General features: G+C 69.3%; 15 protein-coding genes and 4 pseudogenes. 14 read left to right on the top strand and 5 right to left on the bottom strand.

Going from position 1 to position 16,059, the window contains the following annotated elements:
- Positions 1-71 precede the first annotated feature (71 nt).
- The 4 genes and pseudogenes from CTZ28_RS36935 to CTZ28_RS36920 all read right to left on the bottom strand — a co-directional run bounded on the left by CTZ28_RS36935 (position 72) and on the right by CTZ28_RS36920 (position 3,658).
- On the bottom strand, positions 72-1,085 hold the full coding sequence (locus CTZ28_RS36935; RefSeq protein WP_121894112.1) for a LacI family DNA-binding transcriptional regulator: 1,014 nt from the start codon (positions 1,083-1,085) through the stop codon (positions 72-74).
- Positions 1,078-1,701 (bottom strand): HAD-IA family hydrolase, encoded by a 624-nt coding sequence (locus CTZ28_RS36930; RefSeq protein ID WP_147481253.1) that lies wholly within the window; start codon positions 1,699-1,701, stop codon positions 1,078-1,080. The genes CTZ28_RS36935 and CTZ28_RS36930 overlap by 8 nt, the downstream gene beginning before the upstream one ends.
- Before the next feature lie 366 nt (positions 1,702-2,067).
- Positions 2,068-3,194, bottom strand: a pseudogene (locus CTZ28_RS36925) (IS110 family RNA-guided transposase).
- Between the two features lie 272 nt (positions 3,195-3,466).
- On the bottom strand, positions 3,467-3,658 hold the full coding sequence (locus tag CTZ28_RS36920) for a hypothetical protein (RefSeq protein ID WP_121894110.1): 192 nt from the start codon (positions 3,656-3,658) through the stop codon (positions 3,467-3,469).
- A 79-nt stretch (positions 3,659-3,737) separates the two neighbouring features.
- Between CTZ28_RS36920 and CTZ28_RS36915 the strand changes: the two are divergent.
- The 8 genes and pseudogenes from CTZ28_RS36915 to CTZ28_RS36885 form a co-directional block, all read left to right on the top strand.
- A pseudogene (locus CTZ28_RS36915) lies at positions 3,738-4,309 on the top strand (transposase family protein); the annotation flags it as partial.
- 195 nt (positions 4,310-4,504) lie between these two features.
- Positions 4,505-4,840: pseudogene (locus CTZ28_RS48950) on the top strand (tyrosine-type recombinase/integrase); the annotation flags it as partial.
- Positions 4,813-5,328 (top strand): DUF6083 domain-containing protein, encoded by a 516-nt coding sequence (locus CTZ28_RS47850; protein WP_259471988.1) that lies wholly within the window; start codon positions 4,813-4,815, stop codon positions 5,326-5,328. The pseudogene CTZ28_RS48950 and the gene CTZ28_RS47850, both read left to right, overlap by 28 nt.
- Before the next feature lie 22 nt (positions 5,329-5,350).
- A complete protein-coding gene (locus CTZ28_RS36900; RefSeq protein ID WP_121894109.1) occupies positions 5,351-5,956 on the top strand; it encodes a dihydrofolate reductase family protein in 606 nt (201 codons plus the stop codon).
- Between the two features lie 132 nt (positions 5,957-6,088).
- Complete coding sequence (locus tag CTZ28_RS49390; protein WP_310887647.1) at positions 6,089-6,184, top strand: MerR family transcriptional regulator; 96 nt, start codon at positions 6,089-6,091, stop codon at positions 6,182-6,184.
- Entirely contained in the window at positions 6,181-6,468 is a 288-nt protein-coding gene (locus CTZ28_RS36895; RefSeq protein WP_310887646.1) for a hypothetical protein, read from the top strand. The genes CTZ28_RS49390 and CTZ28_RS36895 overlap by 4 nt, the downstream gene beginning before the upstream one ends.
- A gap of 59 nt (positions 6,469-6,527) precedes the next feature.
- The gene (locus tag CTZ28_RS36890) at positions 6,528-7,460 is read left to right on the top strand and encodes an aldo/keto reductase (protein ID WP_121894108.1); all 933 of its coding nucleotides are present in this window, start codon (positions 6,528-6,530) and stop codon (positions 7,458-7,460) included.
- A 438-nt stretch (positions 7,461-7,898) separates the two neighbouring features.
- Positions 7,899-9,026: a lipid II:glycine glycyltransferase FemX gene (locus CTZ28_RS36885; protein ID WP_121894107.1), complete on the top strand. Its 1,128-nt coding sequence runs from the start codon at positions 7,899-7,901 to the stop codon at positions 9,024-9,026.
- A gap of 137 nt (positions 9,027-9,163) precedes the next feature.
- Here the strand turns inward: CTZ28_RS36885 and CTZ28_RS36880 are convergent, their stop codons facing one another.
- Positions 9,164-9,769, bottom strand: coding sequence for an SMI1/KNR4 family protein (locus CTZ28_RS36880; RefSeq protein ID WP_121894106.1), 606 nt, complete (start codon positions 9,767-9,769; stop codon positions 9,164-9,166).
- 352 nt (positions 9,770-10,121) lie between these two features.
- Here CTZ28_RS36880 and CTZ28_RS36870 point away from each other — a divergent pair, with 352 nt between their 5' ends.
- From CTZ28_RS36870 to CTZ28_RS36845, 6 genes and pseudogenes are all read left to right on the top strand, one after another.
- Positions 10,122-10,856, top strand: a complete 735-nt coding sequence (locus CTZ28_RS36870) for a translation initiation factor IF-2 (protein ID WP_121894104.1) — start codon at positions 10,122-10,124, stop codon at positions 10,854-10,856.
- A 58-nt stretch (positions 10,857-10,914) separates the two neighbouring features.
- Positions 10,915-11,588, top strand: a pseudogene (locus CTZ28_RS36865) (transposase); the annotation flags it as partial.
- A 320-nt stretch (positions 11,589-11,908) separates the two neighbouring features.
- Complete coding sequence (locus CTZ28_RS36860; protein WP_183154774.1) at positions 11,909-12,946, top strand: LacI family DNA-binding transcriptional regulator; 1,038 nt, start codon at positions 11,909-11,911, stop codon at positions 12,944-12,946.
- 182 nt (positions 12,947-13,128) lie between these two features.
- On the top strand, positions 13,129-14,496 hold the full coding sequence (locus tag CTZ28_RS36855) for an MFS transporter (protein ID WP_121894102.1): 1,368 nt from the start codon (positions 13,129-13,131) through the stop codon (positions 14,494-14,496).
- Positions 14,493-15,278, top strand: a complete 786-nt coding sequence (locus tag CTZ28_RS36850) for an enoyl-CoA hydratase/isomerase family protein (RefSeq protein WP_121894101.1) — start codon at positions 14,493-14,495, stop codon at positions 15,276-15,278. Before CTZ28_RS36855 ends, CTZ28_RS36850 begins: the two co-directional genes overlap by 4 nt.
- Positions 15,275-16,057, top strand: coding sequence for an SDR family oxidoreductase (locus CTZ28_RS36845; protein WP_121894100.1), 783 nt, complete (start codon positions 15,275-15,277; stop codon positions 16,055-16,057). Before CTZ28_RS36850 ends, CTZ28_RS36845 begins: the two co-directional genes overlap by 4 nt.
- Positions 16,058-16,059: the final 2 nt, after the last annotated feature.

Genomic DNA, 16,059 nt, shown 5'->3' with positions numbered 1-16,059 from the left:
TGTGTGGAACGTTCCCATCACGGGTTCGGCGAGCGCAGCGGCCCCCAGGTGAACAATCCGCGAAAAGCGGGTCAGCCGGCAGGCGGGGCTGTTGTCCGGCCGATCACCAGCGTGCCGGGCAGTGCCTGGTGGTGGTCGGGCGGCTGCTCGCCGTCGAGCAGGCGCACGAGGGCGTCCACGGCCCGGCTGCCGATCAGGTCGATCGGCTGGCGCCAGTGCGTCAGCCCGATCAGGGGCGTCGTCAGGTCTCCGATGCCGTCGTAGCCGGTCACCGACAGCCGCTCGGGTACGGCCACATCCCGCAGGCGGAGCTGTTCCAGCAGGGCGATGGCGTGCCGGTCGCTGGGGGTCATCACGGCGGTGATCTCGGGGTGGCGCAGCACTTCGGTCGCCCACGCGCCCGCCGTCTCCCTGTGCGGCCCCGGAATCTCGAGCACGCGCGCACCGTGCTCGCGCAGATGCCGGGTCATGGCTGCCGTCCGCGGCCCCAGCGTCACGGAGCTGCTGGCCGCCACCGTGATCACCGCGATCTCGCGGTGCCCGAGGCCGAGCAGATGACCCGCGAGCGCGGTGCCTCCCTCGTCCTCGTCGCAGTAGACGCTGGTGATGCTCGGGTGGGTCTCGGGGCGCCCCGCCACGACGGTCGGCAACCGGGCGGCGAACGGGACGATCTGCTCGCTGGGGAGCAGCCCGCTGCACACGATCAGCGCCTCCACCCGCAGCATCGCGAGGGTCTCCAGCGCCCGGTACTCGTCGCTCACCTCGAACCCGCCGGAGCCCGTCGCGGTGACCACCCGATAGCCGTGGAACGCCGCCCGCTCCTGCAACGCGGTGAGCAGATGACCGTAGAAGGGCGTCGCCGCATCCCGGACGAAAGCCCCCACGGTGTAGGTGCGGTGGGCGACCATGGCCCGGGCAACGGCGTTGACGACATAGCCCAGTTCCTCCGCCGCCCGCAGCACCCGCCGCCGGGTTTCCTCCCCCACGCTGCCGCGCCCCGAGACGACCCGGGACACCACCGACTTGGACACGCCGGCCAGCCGGGCCACATCGATGATCGTCGGATTGCGCGGCCGGTCAGTCATCGAGCACTCCTTCCCGGGCGAGCACGGCCGTGGCCGTCTCGGCTCCCGTCCACACGTGGGCGCGCCAGCCGTGGGCGCGGGCCGCCGCGACGTTCTCCCGCCGGTCGTCGAAGAACACGACGTCCGAGGGGGCGCGGCCGAACCGTTCGTCGGCGCCCCGGAAGACGAGCGGGTCGGGTTTCATCAGCCCCAGATCGGACGAGAAGACCAGGGTCTCGAAGAGGCCGCTCCATGACGCCCGACGGACCGCCTTCGCCAGCGGGCCCGGCGCGTTGGACAGGACCCCCAACGGTATTCCACGGTCCGTCAACCGGCTGAGCAGTTCGGCGGCTTCGGGCCCGAGGGCCGACCAGCACTCGGTGTCGATACGGTCGAGCCGGTCGACCCATGCCTCGTCCAGTGTGCGCCCCAGTTCCCCTGCGATCCGCTGCCAGTACTCATCGGGACGGGCGCCCAGGTCGTAGGTGTCGCGGTGGGCCCAGTACGGGCCTGCGAGGTCGGATTCGGGTACGCCGAGAGCCGCGGCCAGCGCGCCCAGGGCGCGGCCCGAAGGGGCCAGCACGCCGCCGAGATCCCATACGACCATGGCTGACATTTCACTTTGGGAACGTTCCACAAACGTGATGATAGCGGCACTTCGTGACGGTGAACGCCTTCGAAGGCGCTCATGCCCCGGCGGATCCGCGGGGTGTTTCCTCGGCGGGGGGTCGGAGCGCGTGAAGTGGCTCTTGGCCGGTACGGTGGAGGCGGGGGTCGCCTGGGTCGGTGGCGTGGCGCTGTGGCGAGCCGGTGCCAGTGCCCATGTCTCCCGTCGCCGGGGCGAGAGCGGTCGGTGTGATGTGTGCGTCGGCTGCTGCGGCGAGGGGCGGAACGTGTGCGTCGGTTTCTGCGGCGGGTGGCGGAGCCGGAGCCGGGCCGACACCGGACTCGACGTGGCGGGGGGGGGCTTCTATCTGTTCGGTCAGGGTCTGTGGGCTTGGTGTCAGGCTGTTTGTTCGTGCCCGGGTTGGTAGAGGGTGTGGTGTTTGAGTATGGCGTGCAGGACGTCGACGCGGCGGCGGGTGAGGCAGATGAGCGCGGCGTTGTGGCGCTTCTTTTCTGCCCGCTTCCTGTCGTGGTAGGCCCGTGATTCGGGGATGCTCAGGGAGGCGAACGACGCCAGGAACAGGGCCCGTTTGAGTGTCTTGTTGCCGCCGCGGGGTGGTCCTTCGCCCCGGATGGAGGTCCCGGAACGACGCGTGGTGGGGGTCAAGCCCGCGTAGGAGGCCAGGTGGGCGGCGGTGGGGAACTCGCTGGCGTCGCCGACCTCGGCCAGGATGCGGGCGCCGGTCCTGACCGCGACCCCGGGCATGGAGGTCAGGACCTTCGCGAGAGGGTGGGCCTCCAGCAGCGCAGCGACGCGGCTCTCCAGGACTTCCCGGCGCTTGAGCATGACGGAGAGGGATTCGGCCAGGCCGGAGATGATCTCCCCTGCCGAGCCGGTGCCGGGGACCTGCACTGTCTGCTCGGTCAGGGCGGTGGTGATCCGGTCGGCCAGGGTGTGGGCGCTGCGCATGTGCGGTGCGGCCTGGAGCATGGTCTGCGCGATCTGTTCGGTGCCGGCCTGGGCCAGCTGGGCTGGGGAGGCGAAGGTCTGCAGCAGGGCCAGGACGGCTGGGTGCCGCAGGCGGGGCCCGAGGACGCGTTCGAGGGCGGGGTGGATGGAGGTGAGCAGTCCGCGCATCCGGTTGGAGGTGCGGGTGGCGTCCTGGGCGAGATCGTCGTCATGGCCCAGGACCAGGGTCAGTTCGGCCCGTACGCTCTCGTCGGCCTCGATGGCGTGCAGCAGGTGGGGCATGGTGCGGGCGGCATCGGCGATGACGTAGGCATCGCGGGCGTCGGTCTTGCCCGTGCCGGGGTGCCGATGGAGGCCGGCTGATCGACCACGACCAGGACCTTCCCCTTGCGTCCCAGGCGGGCGAACAGCTCCCGCAGCTGCGGTTCACCGTTGGGCAGCGGTTTGTCGAAGGCCGTGCGGCCATCACGCAGCAGGGCCGTGCCGTGATGCTCGGACTTGCCGACGTCCAGGACGCAGAAGACATCGATAGACGTGAAGTCGTTGCTGGTCACCGGGCTTTCCCTCCCCTCCCGGCACAGCGGGTGGCCTGCCGGGCACCGGAGATCGGCAGCCACATTACGCAGCCCTGCCCGTGGGCGGACACGCTTCCATCAGTGATCAATCGGTGCCGCCGGGACCGGTGACAGCACCCCCCGGATCGTCAAGGACAGGGGCAAAGAGTCATGCCGGCCCCGAAGGCCACGAACCCGAACCGGGCTCTACGACGAAGGTAATGGGCGTTGCCCGGTGCCGGAGCCCACTACGACCGGCGACGGGCCGGGTCTCACCCGCGGCCGGACTTGATCCACGGCCATTTGACGGCGCAGACCACGACGGGCATGACGAGCATGGCCAGCAGCCACAAACCCACGCTCGCTGGAGAGTAGATGTAGTAGCGCCAGTGCTCTGGGAGGGGCGACGGCGCGAGCAGGATTGCGATCAGCGCGGTCCATGTGACCAGTACTGCTGCTGCCACCTCTGTCGGCCCCCTCGGCGGCTGCTCGTCTCTTTGGATCGAATGATAGGGCGGTCGAGATGATCTTGTTGCGGCTGGTGTGATCACGGCGTCGGAGCCGTCCTGGATACCCCCGTTCACCGGGCTCAGCCTGCGCACTTTCGGGAAGCCGGTGACGGTTCTGCGGCGCGAGGGTGCGGACGCTGTCCGCAGGGGCCGGCCGTGGAGCCTTCCGCTGGAGGACCTGGCTCTGCTGGTCGCGGCGTACTGGCGCACGAACCTGACCATGCGACAGCTTGCCCCACTGTTCGGGGTGTCCAAGCCGGCGGTCGACCGGATCATCGGCCACCTCGGGCCGATGCTCGCCCTCTCCAGCCCCGCAAGCGGGCCCGCTTGGTCGTCGTCAGCGGGCCTCGCGCCGGGAACCGTGACGACTGCAAGGCGTGGGAGGAATCCGGTGCCAAGGCCGCCGTCGGCAAGACCCTCGCGATCGCCGACGGCGGCTGTCCGGGCACCGGACTCGTGATCCCACACCGCCGGGAGCGCGGCCAGAGTGAACTCCCGGACTGGAAAGAGGAACACAACAACTCCCATAAGCAGGTCCGAGCCTGCGTCGAGCACGTGTTCGCCCGCGTGAAGACGTGGAAGATCCTCCGCGACTGCCGCTTCAAGATAGCTCGCTACGCTCAAGGGCGGATCGAAGATCATCTACGGGACAAACATGCAGTGGCCGCACGCCGTGCCGAACACACGCAACGGGATCAACGAGGCGTTGACAGCCGTGACGGTGGCTCTGCTCCCCGGTCGTACGGGACGCCGGCTGATGAGCTGCTCAGGCAGCCTCGGAAACCGTACGGCCTAAGCGGCGAACGCGTCCGGCCCGTACCGATCCCGCCTCAGCTCGTCGCGATCCTCCGGGACCACCTGGTCACGTTCGGCGCTGCGAAAGGCATGCGGTTGTTCACGAACGAGCGTGGGGGAGCGGTCGGCTCGTCCACGTACAACCGCGTCTGGCAGGAGGCTCGGACGCTGGCGCTTCCGCCGGCCGCGGTCGCCTCACCGCTCGCCGCCCGGCCGTACGACCTCCGCCACGCGGTGCTGTCAACGTCTCTCAATGCCGGAGTGGACCCGATTGAGGTCGTAACACGGGCGGGCAACAGCGTTGAGGTACTGCTGTGCCGCTGGACAACTGCCCCAGGCGGCCCGTCTGGTTCGCGCTCTACGCATCGCCGTCAGGCTGTCGACCCTTTCCGTATGGGGTTTTCCGAGAACGACCGCGTCGGTTACGAAGCGGGCAGTTATGTTGCCCGTTCTGCGGGCTGCCACAGGATCGGGGGGCGACGCTGGATCAGGACTGGGTCCTGTTGGAGCCGGACATGGCCTCACTGGCTCACACCGTGCCGGTTGAACACCGCTGGATCGTGCTGTCCGATGGGAGGGTGACCGTGTACGGGGTATGTCCGCCGGATCAGTTCCAACGCTGCCGAATCGAGCACCGGCTGGCTTGCTCGGAACAGCGGCTGCCGGACCTTTGGCCTCGGCTGACGTCGCTACGGGGCGAGAACGCGCGGCGGGTGGAGCGGCAGTCGGATCCGGAGCCACCTGAGCCTCCGGAGGATAGGGCTCCGGCCTTCCGAGGCAGTGCGGCTCCGCCGATGAGTTTGTGGCTCCCGGCCGGTCCAAGCTCGTGACACCCTGGGAAAGGACACTGCCATGTCGGAGCTTCTCGTCGATTTCATCACCTCCCTCGACGGCCACGCGTCGGGAGAGGGGTGGCCCGGGTTCTGGGGCCTCGAGGGCCCTGAGTACCTCGCATGGCTCGGCGAGCAGCCCGCGGCCACCTACCTGATGGGAGCGAACACCTACCGCCTGATGTCGGGCTTCGCCGCAGGTGAGGTCCCGAATGGCCAAGACGAGTTCAGGCCCGAGGAAGAGGCGTCCGTCGACGAGCTCACGCAAGCGTCCAAGGTGGTGTTCTCCTCCTCACTCGAGGAGCCATTGACGTGGGCGAACTCCACGCTCGTCCGCGACGACGCCGTCGAGGCGGTCCGCGCCATGAAGTCGAGTGGCTCGGGGCTCCTCAGCACGATCGGCAGCCTCAGCCTGTGCCGGTCCCTGCTACGAGCCGGACTCGTCGACCGCTTCCGGGTCGTGATGTTCCCGGTGATCACCGGGGCCACGGGCGAAGAACGCATCTACGACGGCTATCCGGACGTTGCCCTGGAGATGATCGAGCACCGCACCTTCGACGGCCGCATCCAGTTGGTCGAGTACAAGCCCCGCGTGCTCGAGCACCCGCCGCTCGGCGTCCCTGCGTGACGTTGCCCGTCTGCCGGTCTGGACAGCCGCCAGGCCGGCGCCAGGGCGAGCACCTCGACGCCGTCGAGGTCGATGGACTCCGGTCGGCAGGCGGTCGCATAAGCCTTACATGCCGGGGCCAGTGTCCGTGCGCTGCGCTACTACGAGGAGCAAGGGCTCGTCGTCGCCGACCGCAGCCCCGGGGCCCAGCGGCAGTACCCCGAGTCGGCCGTCGAGCGGGTGAAGTGATTCAGCTGCTTTATGCGGCCGGGTCGACCAGCAAGGGGATCCTGCACCTTCGGCCCTTCATAGACACCCTCCTTGCGACAACGGAGATGCCACAACGACTCGCCGATGAACGTGACCGCATCCAGATCCGCATCGACGACATGGTGCGGACCCGCGACCGCCTTGATGAGCTGATCGCGCTTGCCGCCGATTCCGCGGCGTCCTTCGCCGGGGTGGATGTCCCACGGACCGTACGCCGACGGGTGTCGGTCCAGGCTTACCCCAAACGGAGGCACCTCCGGTAGTGCTACGGTGAGCTAAACGGAGGCCCTCCGCTTAACCCCCCTCATGAGAACAGGACCCCATGACAGCACAGAGCAATTCACCGGGAGAGCCGTCGTACGCGGACACCGCGTGCCCCGACGGCGCCGGACTGATGGCCGGACGTACCGTCGCCCGCGTCGGCTACGGCGCGATGCAACTGCGGGACCTGCGAGACGACCGCGACGCTGCCGTCGCGCTCCTGCGCCGCGCTGTGGAACTCGGCGTCAATCACGTGGACACCGCCCAGATCTACGGCGCCGGCTTCGTCAACGAGCTCATCAGCGAGGCGATCGGTCCCGATGACGGTGTCACGGTCGTCAGCAAGGTCGGTGCCGACCCCGACCCGGGCGGTCCCCACCCGATACGCATCGCGCAGCGGCCCGAAGAACTCGTCGCCAGTGTCGACGCCAACCTCGCCGGCCTCGGCCTCGACCAGATCCCGGTCGTCAACCTGCGCCGTCCCGGCACCCATTCCCCGGTGCCCGTCGAGGAGAACCAGATCGTCGACCTCGACGACCAGCTCGCGGTGATGATCGCACTGCGCGAAGAAGGCAAGATCGGCGCGATCGGGCTGAGCGGCGTGACCCTGGACGAACTGCGCCGCGCGCTCCCGGCGGGCATCGCTTGTGTGCAGAACGCCTACAGCCTCGTCTCCCGCGGCGACGAGGACATGCTGCACCTGTGCACCAGGGCGGGCATCGCCTGGGTTCCCTACTTCCCGCTCGGCGGTGCCCTGCCCGGCCACCCCAAGGTGACGGACGACCCGGCCGTGCTTGCCGCCGCTGAAGCTCTCGGCTGCACCCCGGCGCAGGTCGGCCTCGCCTGGCTGCTCCACCACGCACCGAACGTACTGCTCATCCCCGGCACCACCAGCCCAGGCCACCTCGAGGAGAACCTCGCGGCCGGCACACTCACCTTCGACGCAGCCACCCTCGCCATGCTCGACACCATCCCTTCTCACACACCCGCCTAACTGGTACTCCAGCCGGTGCATCGGTCGGCGGGGCCGGGAGCCGAGGGTGAACGGTGCTACGACGGGGCCGCCGCCTGCCCTGCGGCGGGGAGTCCGACGGCAACGGGCGCGTAGGCGAGGAAGCAGACACGTGTGCCGGGGCGGACGGACCGAGGCGTGTCGCCCGAGGGCGAGACGGGATGGCGCGGGCTGCCGGAAGGCGGAATTCGGTTGTCCGTCGGCGGCCGTTCGCCTGTACTGCCGGTCCGGTACACCGAGCCCGCATGGGATACGGAGAGCGGGCGGGGCGTCGTCCTGATCGCGACTGTGACGGACCTGCGGGGCGTCACCCCAAGAACGGCGGCAAGCAGGTGTGGGCACGGTTCACTGCTGTGAACTCCTGCCCCGTCCGGTGATCCCGGGCTCAGGGTGGCCGCCCCGAGCAGGAGCGCCTTACCCATGACCAGCCTGTACGTGCGGGAGATCACGCGCGAGGAACATCTGGCCCACCTGCGGCTGTCACCCGACGCAAGCCATCTCCAGATCCCCGAGTGGGGCGACGTGAAGCCCGACTGGCTGCCGGAGAGCGTCGGCTGGTTCGAGGGCGAGGCGATGGTCGCGGCGGCACTCGTCCTGTACCGGCCGCTGCCCGGAACACGGCGCTACCTCGCGTATCTTCCCGACGGACCCGCGATCGACTGGCGGACCCCTCGTCCGGAGAGATGGCTGGATCCGCTAGTGGCCCATCTGGAGCGGATCGGGGCGTTCTCCGTACGGATCGGACCGCCGCTGGTCGTACGCCACTGGGATGCGGCCACCGTGGCGGCGGGCATCGCCGCCCCCGAGATACGTCATCTGCGCGAACTGCCTGCGGCCGGCATCGACGGATTCGCGCTCGACGCCGCAGAGCGGCTGCGGCGGCTCGGATGGCGGCCGTGCGAGGAGGCCGGCGGCCGCGGTTTCGGCCTCGGCCAGCCGCGCTACGGCTGCCATATCCCGTTGGCGGGGCGCTCGGTGGACGACCTTCGCGACGCCCTCGCACCCCACTGGGAACAGTCCTTGAACACGGCGGAGACGGCAGGCGTCCGTATCTCGTGGGGCTCGGCCTCCGACCTGCCCGAGTTCCACAGCCTGTACACCCTGACCGCTGCCCATGACGGCTTCAAGGCCCGCCCGTTGGACTACTTCCAGCGCATGTGGAAGGCCCTGAACGCGGAGGACGACGACCGGCTCCGCCTCTACCTCGCCCAGCACGACGGCGAGACGATCTCCGCGGCTCTCATGATCAACGTCGGCTCCCGAGCCTGGCACTCGTACGCCGCATCCGGCCGCCGTGGCCGCCAACTGCGGCCCAGCAGCCTGCTGTTGTGGCGCATGCTGTGTGACGCACAGGCGGGGGGCGCCGAGACGTACGACCTGCGCTCCATCACCCCCGCCCTCACCGAGGACCGCCTGCTCGGCCGACTCCGCTTCAAGACGGGGACCGGCGGCCGGGCGGTGGAGTACTTCGGCGAGTGGGAACGACCGATAGGCAGCCAGGGCAAGGTCCTGCAGCGGGCGTTGGGTGTCTATCTGGCGCGCAGATGACCAAGGCGGCAGCGATGACCGTTGACGGCAGCACCGACGCACGGAGCCCCGCCAGCCCCTTGAGTCCGCCGGCAACCGCCCCAACAAGCCGAAATCGCTGGCCAGTCGAACTGACGAGCCATCACGAAACATCGAGGTCAGTCCCAGACCACCCGCCCGTCTTGGACGGACGGGCGGCGTCCACGCGTGAGCACACCGTCTCCACGGCCGTGTTCCAGCATGTCGGCCACGCCACCCAGCAATTCTTCCAGCGACGAGGCGTACCTCTTCGGGTAGTCGGTCTCGCGGTACGCCAGCACCGGGACGCTCCCGTTTAGTTGCCCGGCGTCCAGGATCAGCCCGTAGTGGGCGTCGGTCTCGGCCAGGACAGGAATCCACGACGGCATCCACCACTCCTCGTCGCCGATGTCGTCGGCTATGCGGAGATCATTCCCATGCTGGTTGATGATGCTCTGGCAGTCCAGGAACACCTCACCTCCGGGAAAGATCCGGGAGTCCACATGCGGGACGAGGCGAAACCCACCGGGGACAGCCGTCGTGGAATCCTTCGCGGTACTGCCATTGTTCTGACGCAGCCATGTCTCCAGGGACTGCGGGAGCCGAAATCCCAGGTGATCACTGAGGCGTTGAATGTCGGCGTCCGTGGCTGGGGGATTGAGCGCCTGAGCGCTGGCGGGGGCGTGCTCCTCCAGCCACCGGACAATCCTGGTCCACGACGACCTGACACCATCCGCATGAGGCATGGAGCCTCCCTCCCGGCTCGGATCGGCACGCTACCGTAGCCCCGGTGCTCCAACGCGCCACGGCTGCGCGAATATTCACCGGTGGACGGCACAGGGAGCACCGCGAGGGCCGCGCCACAGCGGCCGCCCGGCCATGCGCGGGTTGCGGTCAGGACCCCCAGCTGGGTAAACGCATCGCGTTGATCGGCTACGCCCGAGCCGTGGTCGACGGCGACTGGGCGCACGTATCCGGAACGACGGGCTTCGACTACCGCACGTTGGCTGATCGCCGTACCGGCTGGGTACGATCGCCTGCGCCGGTCTGAGTACGCGAGCGGTTGTCCGCCGTGTGCTGCGCCGGAAGGATGGGTGCATGCGCCGACTGCTGCTGCTCGCCCCGCTGTTGCTGTTCACTGCCGGCTGTGGGGTGGTGCAGTCCTCCGAGGGCAAGGCGACGGACGCCGCACGGGAGGTGGCCAGGAAGGCGGGCGAGCGGCTCTACGGCCAGCGTCCGCGCACGGCGGAGGAGGTCGGGCGTTCCGCTTCCGGTATCGACGGGGTGGAGGTACTGCGGGTGACGGGTACCTCGACACACGACGGGGACGGCGTCGACGTGATCGTCCGCACGTCCGGCTCGGCGTACAACAACTGGTTCGACAGCGAGGAAGTCGTCGTACGGCGCTGTTTCGCGGTGCGGGTGTCGCCCAGGTCGGAGTGGCGTGAGGATCCCCGTGACGTGGACTGCCCGGACGGCCTTCCGCTGACCTTCGCCCCGCCGCCCGAACCGCCCCCGCTGCCGTACGAGGAGCTCCACGCGCAACTTCCCCGGGTGCCGGAGGGCGGCCGGGTGGACGAGGCCGAGGTGCGCCGCACGCTCGCCGCTCTGGACCTGGATCCGGCGATCCGTACCGAGGTGAAGGCGGCCGGCGGCCGGGTCGGCGTTCTTCTGTCGGTGAAGGGCAACGGCTTCGACGCGCAGGACTGCCTTCTTGCCCGCGTGAGCCCCGGCGCCACCGAGGTGTGGACGCCGCCCCGGATCCAGCGGATGCCCGGAGAAGGCGGCTGCACCGTCGACAACGCCCTGGACCCGGCACCGCCACCGCACTGAACGAGGCGCCTGACTTCGCCACGCGAAAGGCCCCCTGGGGCGTCGCGGACAACATGCTGCGCTGGGTGCGGACTGCCTCGCGGACGTGGCGAGGCTGCGGTGTGAGCCGTCCGTGTTCGGACCGGTGGCTTCCGACCCAACAGTCTCGCGCCTGATCGACACCCTCGCCGGCCCTGCGAGAGAGCCCTGCAGGCCGTCCGTTCCGCGAGGGCCGAAGTCCGCAGCCGGGTCTGGTCGTCGGCGGGCAAGAACGCCCCGGACGCTGACGGACAGGTCACGGTCGACCCCGACGGCTAGGTCCGCGACGGGGCATGGGGCGCCGAGTTGACAGGCAAGCTGCTGGACGCCTGGCCCAGCGGCATGCGGCTGATCATCCGCAAGGAACGACCACATCCCGGCGCCCAGTTGAGAATCACGAACGCGGACGGCATGCGGATCACCTGCTTCGCCACCGGCACCACCGGCCGGCCGATCGCCGAACTCGAGCTTCTCCACCGGCTACGAGCCCGGGCGGGGGACCGGATCCGGGCCGCCCGCGCGACCGGCCTGCGCAACCTTCCCCCGCACCGCACCGCGCAGAACAAGGTCTGGCTGGAGATCGTCCAGATCGCACTCGACCTGCCGGCCTGGACGTCCATGCTCGCCCTGACCGGCAAGGCCCGCCACTGGCCCTGGACCCACGAGATCACGGACGCTCTCGAATGGCTCGCACTCCTTCCCGACCGGGGCTGACCAGCCAACTTCCCGTCCCGACGACAGCACCACCCGACCCCGGGCAGTGGAACCCGGCGCCCGCCCGACGCGAAAGTCGAGCCACCGGCCTGCTCACCACCCGGCGATATGCCCGACGCACGCGCCATCGAGGCCCCACGTCGCAGCGTGACATCAGCAAGATCCGGAGCGCCGTCCAGGGCGGGCGAGGAGGGCAGGGCCCCTCACGTCGCAACACTGCGGAAACTTTAGGAAACACATTGACCGACTGAAAGCAGCCAAACAGACTGCTGCCCATGGAAAACCGGTTTCCGACGACGGCTCGCGCGACGATCGCCGACGTGGCGGCGTACGCGGGCGTCGCGAAATCGACGGTCTCGAAGTACCTCAGTGACGGCAACTATTACGTCTCCCCCGCAACACGGGAGAAGATCAGGGCCGCGATCGAGCACCTCGACTACCAGCCGAGCGCGTTCGCGCAGGGGCTCTCCAAACGCCGGACCAACACGATCGGCGTGATGGTGGCGAGCATCGCCAATCCCTTCTATCCAGAGCTCGTCGCCGGCGTCGAAAAGGTCATCGAGGCCGCCGGTTACACCATGCTGCTCGGTAGCTCTGGGCAGAGCCGGCAGAAGGAAGCCGACCTCGTCGACGCGCTGATCAAACAACGCGTGGAGGGGGTCGTGGTGACCTCGGCCACCATGCACGACCGTGAGGTCGCGCGCCTGGTCGAGGCCGGGGTCGACGTCGTGGTCGCCAGTCGTGAGCTGCAGGGCGAGCTGATCGCCGACACGGTGGTGGTCGACAACCGCCGGGGCGGCTATCTCGCGGCGCAGCACCTTCGTGACCACGGCCACACCACAGCCACCCTGGTGACAGGACCGCTGGACGTCGTGGCGTTCCAGCACCGCGCCGAGGGCTTCCGGGCCGTATACGGCGAGGGTAAGGGCACCGTCCTCATGCTCTCCAACAGCGACATGACCACGGCGGTAGATCCCGTCGCCGACCTGCTCGCCGGCCCGGAGCGGCCCAGCGCCGTCCTTGCCGCCAGTGACACGATCGCGCTCGGTGTCATGACGGCAGCCACCACTCAGCACCTGGGCATCCCCCGCGATCTTGCGGTCATCGGCTTCGACAACATCTGGGTCAGCCAGGTACCCAACGTCGGTCTCGCCACGATCGAAGGCCACGCCCACCGCGTCGGCACAGTCGCCGCCGAACGCCTCGTCGACCGCATCACCAGCCGCCGAGCGGCCCCTTTCGGGCCACCGCCGCCGCCAGAACGGGTCGTCATCAACGCCGACCTCGTGCGCCGCGCCTCGTGCGGCTGCTCCTCAGCTCACACCGTGACAACGAGGCGAGGACCTTCCTCCAACTGACGGACACATCCCCGGTCCGTCCGGTCCAAGCACCCCGAAACGACCCGCGCCACCCTCGTGGGTCTCCCTGACGTGCGCCCATCCGTCGCGAACAGCAGCACAAAGGCCACGCCCGTCGCAATAAGAACGGCCTCCGATGGAGACGCCAGTTCTTCGCTGCACCTACCACGAACGGATTCACCATGGCCTCATCGAGCGCCGAGCACATCGCAGGGCACCCGGAACCCGCTCAGCCGCCAGGGACGGTGGTCGAACCAAAACAGCTGCGGCGAGCGGTCATCGCGGCAGGCGTCGGGTCGGCATTGGAGTACTACGACTTCTACATCTACGGCCTGGCCTCGGCTGTCATTTTCGGTCCGTTGTTCTTTTCCGGTCTCGGCAGCGACAGCGCCGCTCTGCTGGGCGCGTTGGGCACCTACGCCGTCGGGTTCTGCGCGCGGCCGGTGGGTGGTGTCATCTTCGGCGCGGTCGGTGACCGTTACGGCCGCAAGGCTGTCCTGATGTCGACCGTCACGCTGATGGGTGTGGCGAGCTTCCTGGTCGGCTGTCTGCCCACCTACGACTCGATCGGTGTCGCGGCCCCGATCCTGCTCGTCTGTCTGCGTGTCATGCAGGGTCTGGGCGCCGGGGCGGAGCAGGCGAGCGCGATCACCCTCGTCTCGGAGTTCGCGCCACCCGAACGACGAGGAATGTTCGCCTCACTGCCGTACATCGGCATTCAGGCCGGCACGCTGCTCGGCGCCGGTGTCTTCGCCATCCTCGGCGCGACCAACGAGGACCTGCTGCTGGATTGGCTCTGGCGCCTTCCGTTCCTGGCCAGCGCCGTCCTCATCGTGGTGGCCGTGGTCATCCGGCTGCACATGCAGGAGAGCCCCGCGTTCAAGGCGATGGAGTCCGAGAGCGAACTGGTCAAGAACCCGATACGCGAGGTGCTGCGCGAGTCGCGGCCGAACGTGCTGCGCGCGATCGGGCTCCGCATGGCGGAGAACGGCAACTCGTCGGTGTACCTGACTCTGGTGGTCGCCTTCGTCGCCGGCATCGAGGCGTACGACGGCAACGGCGCCCTGGGCAGCGAGGCGGTCGCCATCGGTGCTGCCATCGCCGCGGTCACCGTCGTGCTCTTCGGTCGGCTCAGTGACCGGATCGGGCGTGTGCGGATGTACCGGGTCGGCACCATCATCCAGCTTGTCTTCGCCCTGCCCGGGTTCTACCTGATCAGCCTGGGCCACGCCTGGCTGGTCCTGGCCGTGGTCGGTTTCGGATTCGGTGTCGCTGTGCAGGCCGTCACCGGGCCGCACTGCGCCCTGCTGCCGGAACTGTTCGGAGCCTCGCGCCGGCTCACCGGTGTGGCGATGTCCCGCGAGATCTCCGCCGTCCTGGCAGGTGGTTTCGCCCCGCTTCTCGGTGCCGTCCTGCTGTCCGCGACCGACTGGGCCTGGTGGTCCATCGGCGCCTACTCGGCGCTGTTCGCCCTGATCTCCCTGCTCACCACCTTCGTGACCCCCGAGACCCGGGGACGCGACCTGCTCAATACGGAGGACGCGCGATGAACGTCAGGACCGAAGTCACCGAACACGGAGTCGCCCACGTACTCCTGTGCCGTACGCGCAAGCGCAACGCACTCGACCGCGCCACGATCGAGCAGCTGCGTGACGCCGTCGCCGGACTGGCGACCCGTTCCGACGTACGGGTGGTCGTGGTCCGCGGTCAGGACGGGGTGTTCTGTGCGGGGGCCGACATCGGGGACTGGGCGGCACCGTCCCCGCAGGAGGCCGCAGTGCTCTCCCAGCTCGGACAGGACACGTTCGACGCCCTCGCTGACCTGCCCGTGCCCACGGTTGCTGTGATCGAGGGCTGCGCCCTGGGCGGTGGTCTTGAACTGGCCCTCGCCTGCGATCTGCGGATCAGCACCAGCGACGCCGTCCTCGGCCTGCCCGAGCTGGGTCTGGGCAACTTGCCCTCGTGGGGCGGAACAGCGCGCCTCGTCGACGTTGCGGGGCTCGGCGTCACGCGTCATCTGCTCCTGTCCGGTGAACTGGTCGACGGTGCCCGGGCGGCGGCGCTGTTGGTGGTGACCTCGGCACACCCGCAGGATGGTCTGGACGCCGCGGTCGAAGCCACGGTGTCCCGGCTCCTGGCGGCGGAACCGCATGCCCTCGCCCTGTCCAAGCGCGTCCTGCGCGAGCTGCGCTCGGAGTCCTCGCTGGAAGCAGCGCTGGCGGCCTACACCGCCGGCCTGGAGTCCTCCCGCGCCCGCAAGCAGGCGTTCCTCGAAAGCCGCCGCACCAGCCGGGCCGCCCGCGCCGCCGCGTCGACGGCAGAGGCGTCATGAAGGGCGCCGACGGCACGGCAGGCATCTCCTGCTTCGACCTCACCGGGCGAGTCGCGCTGGTCACCGGCGGTGCCGGCGGCCTGGGGCAGGAGATGGTGAGGGCGCTGGCCGCCGCGGGCGCCTCGGTCGCAGTCCACCATCTGGGCCAGGCACACGAAGCCGCAGCTGTGGTGCAGCGTGTGCGCGCCGACGGCAGCATGGCGGTGGCCGTGGAAGGCGACGTCACCGACTGGGACGCCGCAGCGGCATTCGTCACCGAAGCCGAGGACGCGCTCGGCCCGATCGATGTACTGGTGAACAACGCGGGCTGCATGGCCCCGGCCCGGATCGTCGACATGACGCTCGAAGAGTGGCGGCGCACCATCAGCGTCGACCTCGACGGTGTCTTCGTCGTCTCACGTCACGTACTGACCGGCATGCTCCGGCGCGGGCACGGCGCGATCGTCAACGTCTCCTCCCAGCTGGCGTTCAAGGGCGCCGAGGACTACGCCAGTTACTGCGCGGCCAAGGCCGGAGTGCTCGGCCTCACCCGGGCCATGGCACGCGAGGTCGGGCCTGCCGTCCGGGTCAACGCGATCGCGCCCGGCCCGATAACCACCCCGATGACCGCGGCGTCCTTCGACGACGAGCTGACCCGGGCCCGCACCGCCGGGCTGGTGGCCGGCCGAATGGGCGAGGCACACGAGATCGCACCAGCCGTCGTCTACCTCGCCGGCGACGCCGCCTCATTCGTGCACGGCCAGACCCTCCACCTCAACGGAGGCGGAGTGATGGCGTAACT

The sequence above is a fragment of the Streptomyces shenzhenensis genome, from assembly GCF_003688995.1.
GTDB lineage: Bacteria > Actinomycetota > Actinomycetes > Streptomycetales > Streptomycetaceae > Streptomyces > Streptomyces shenzhenensis_A.
The sequence above is the reverse complement of the archived record's forward strand: the minus strand, read 5'-3'. Positions and strand labels throughout refer to the sequence as shown.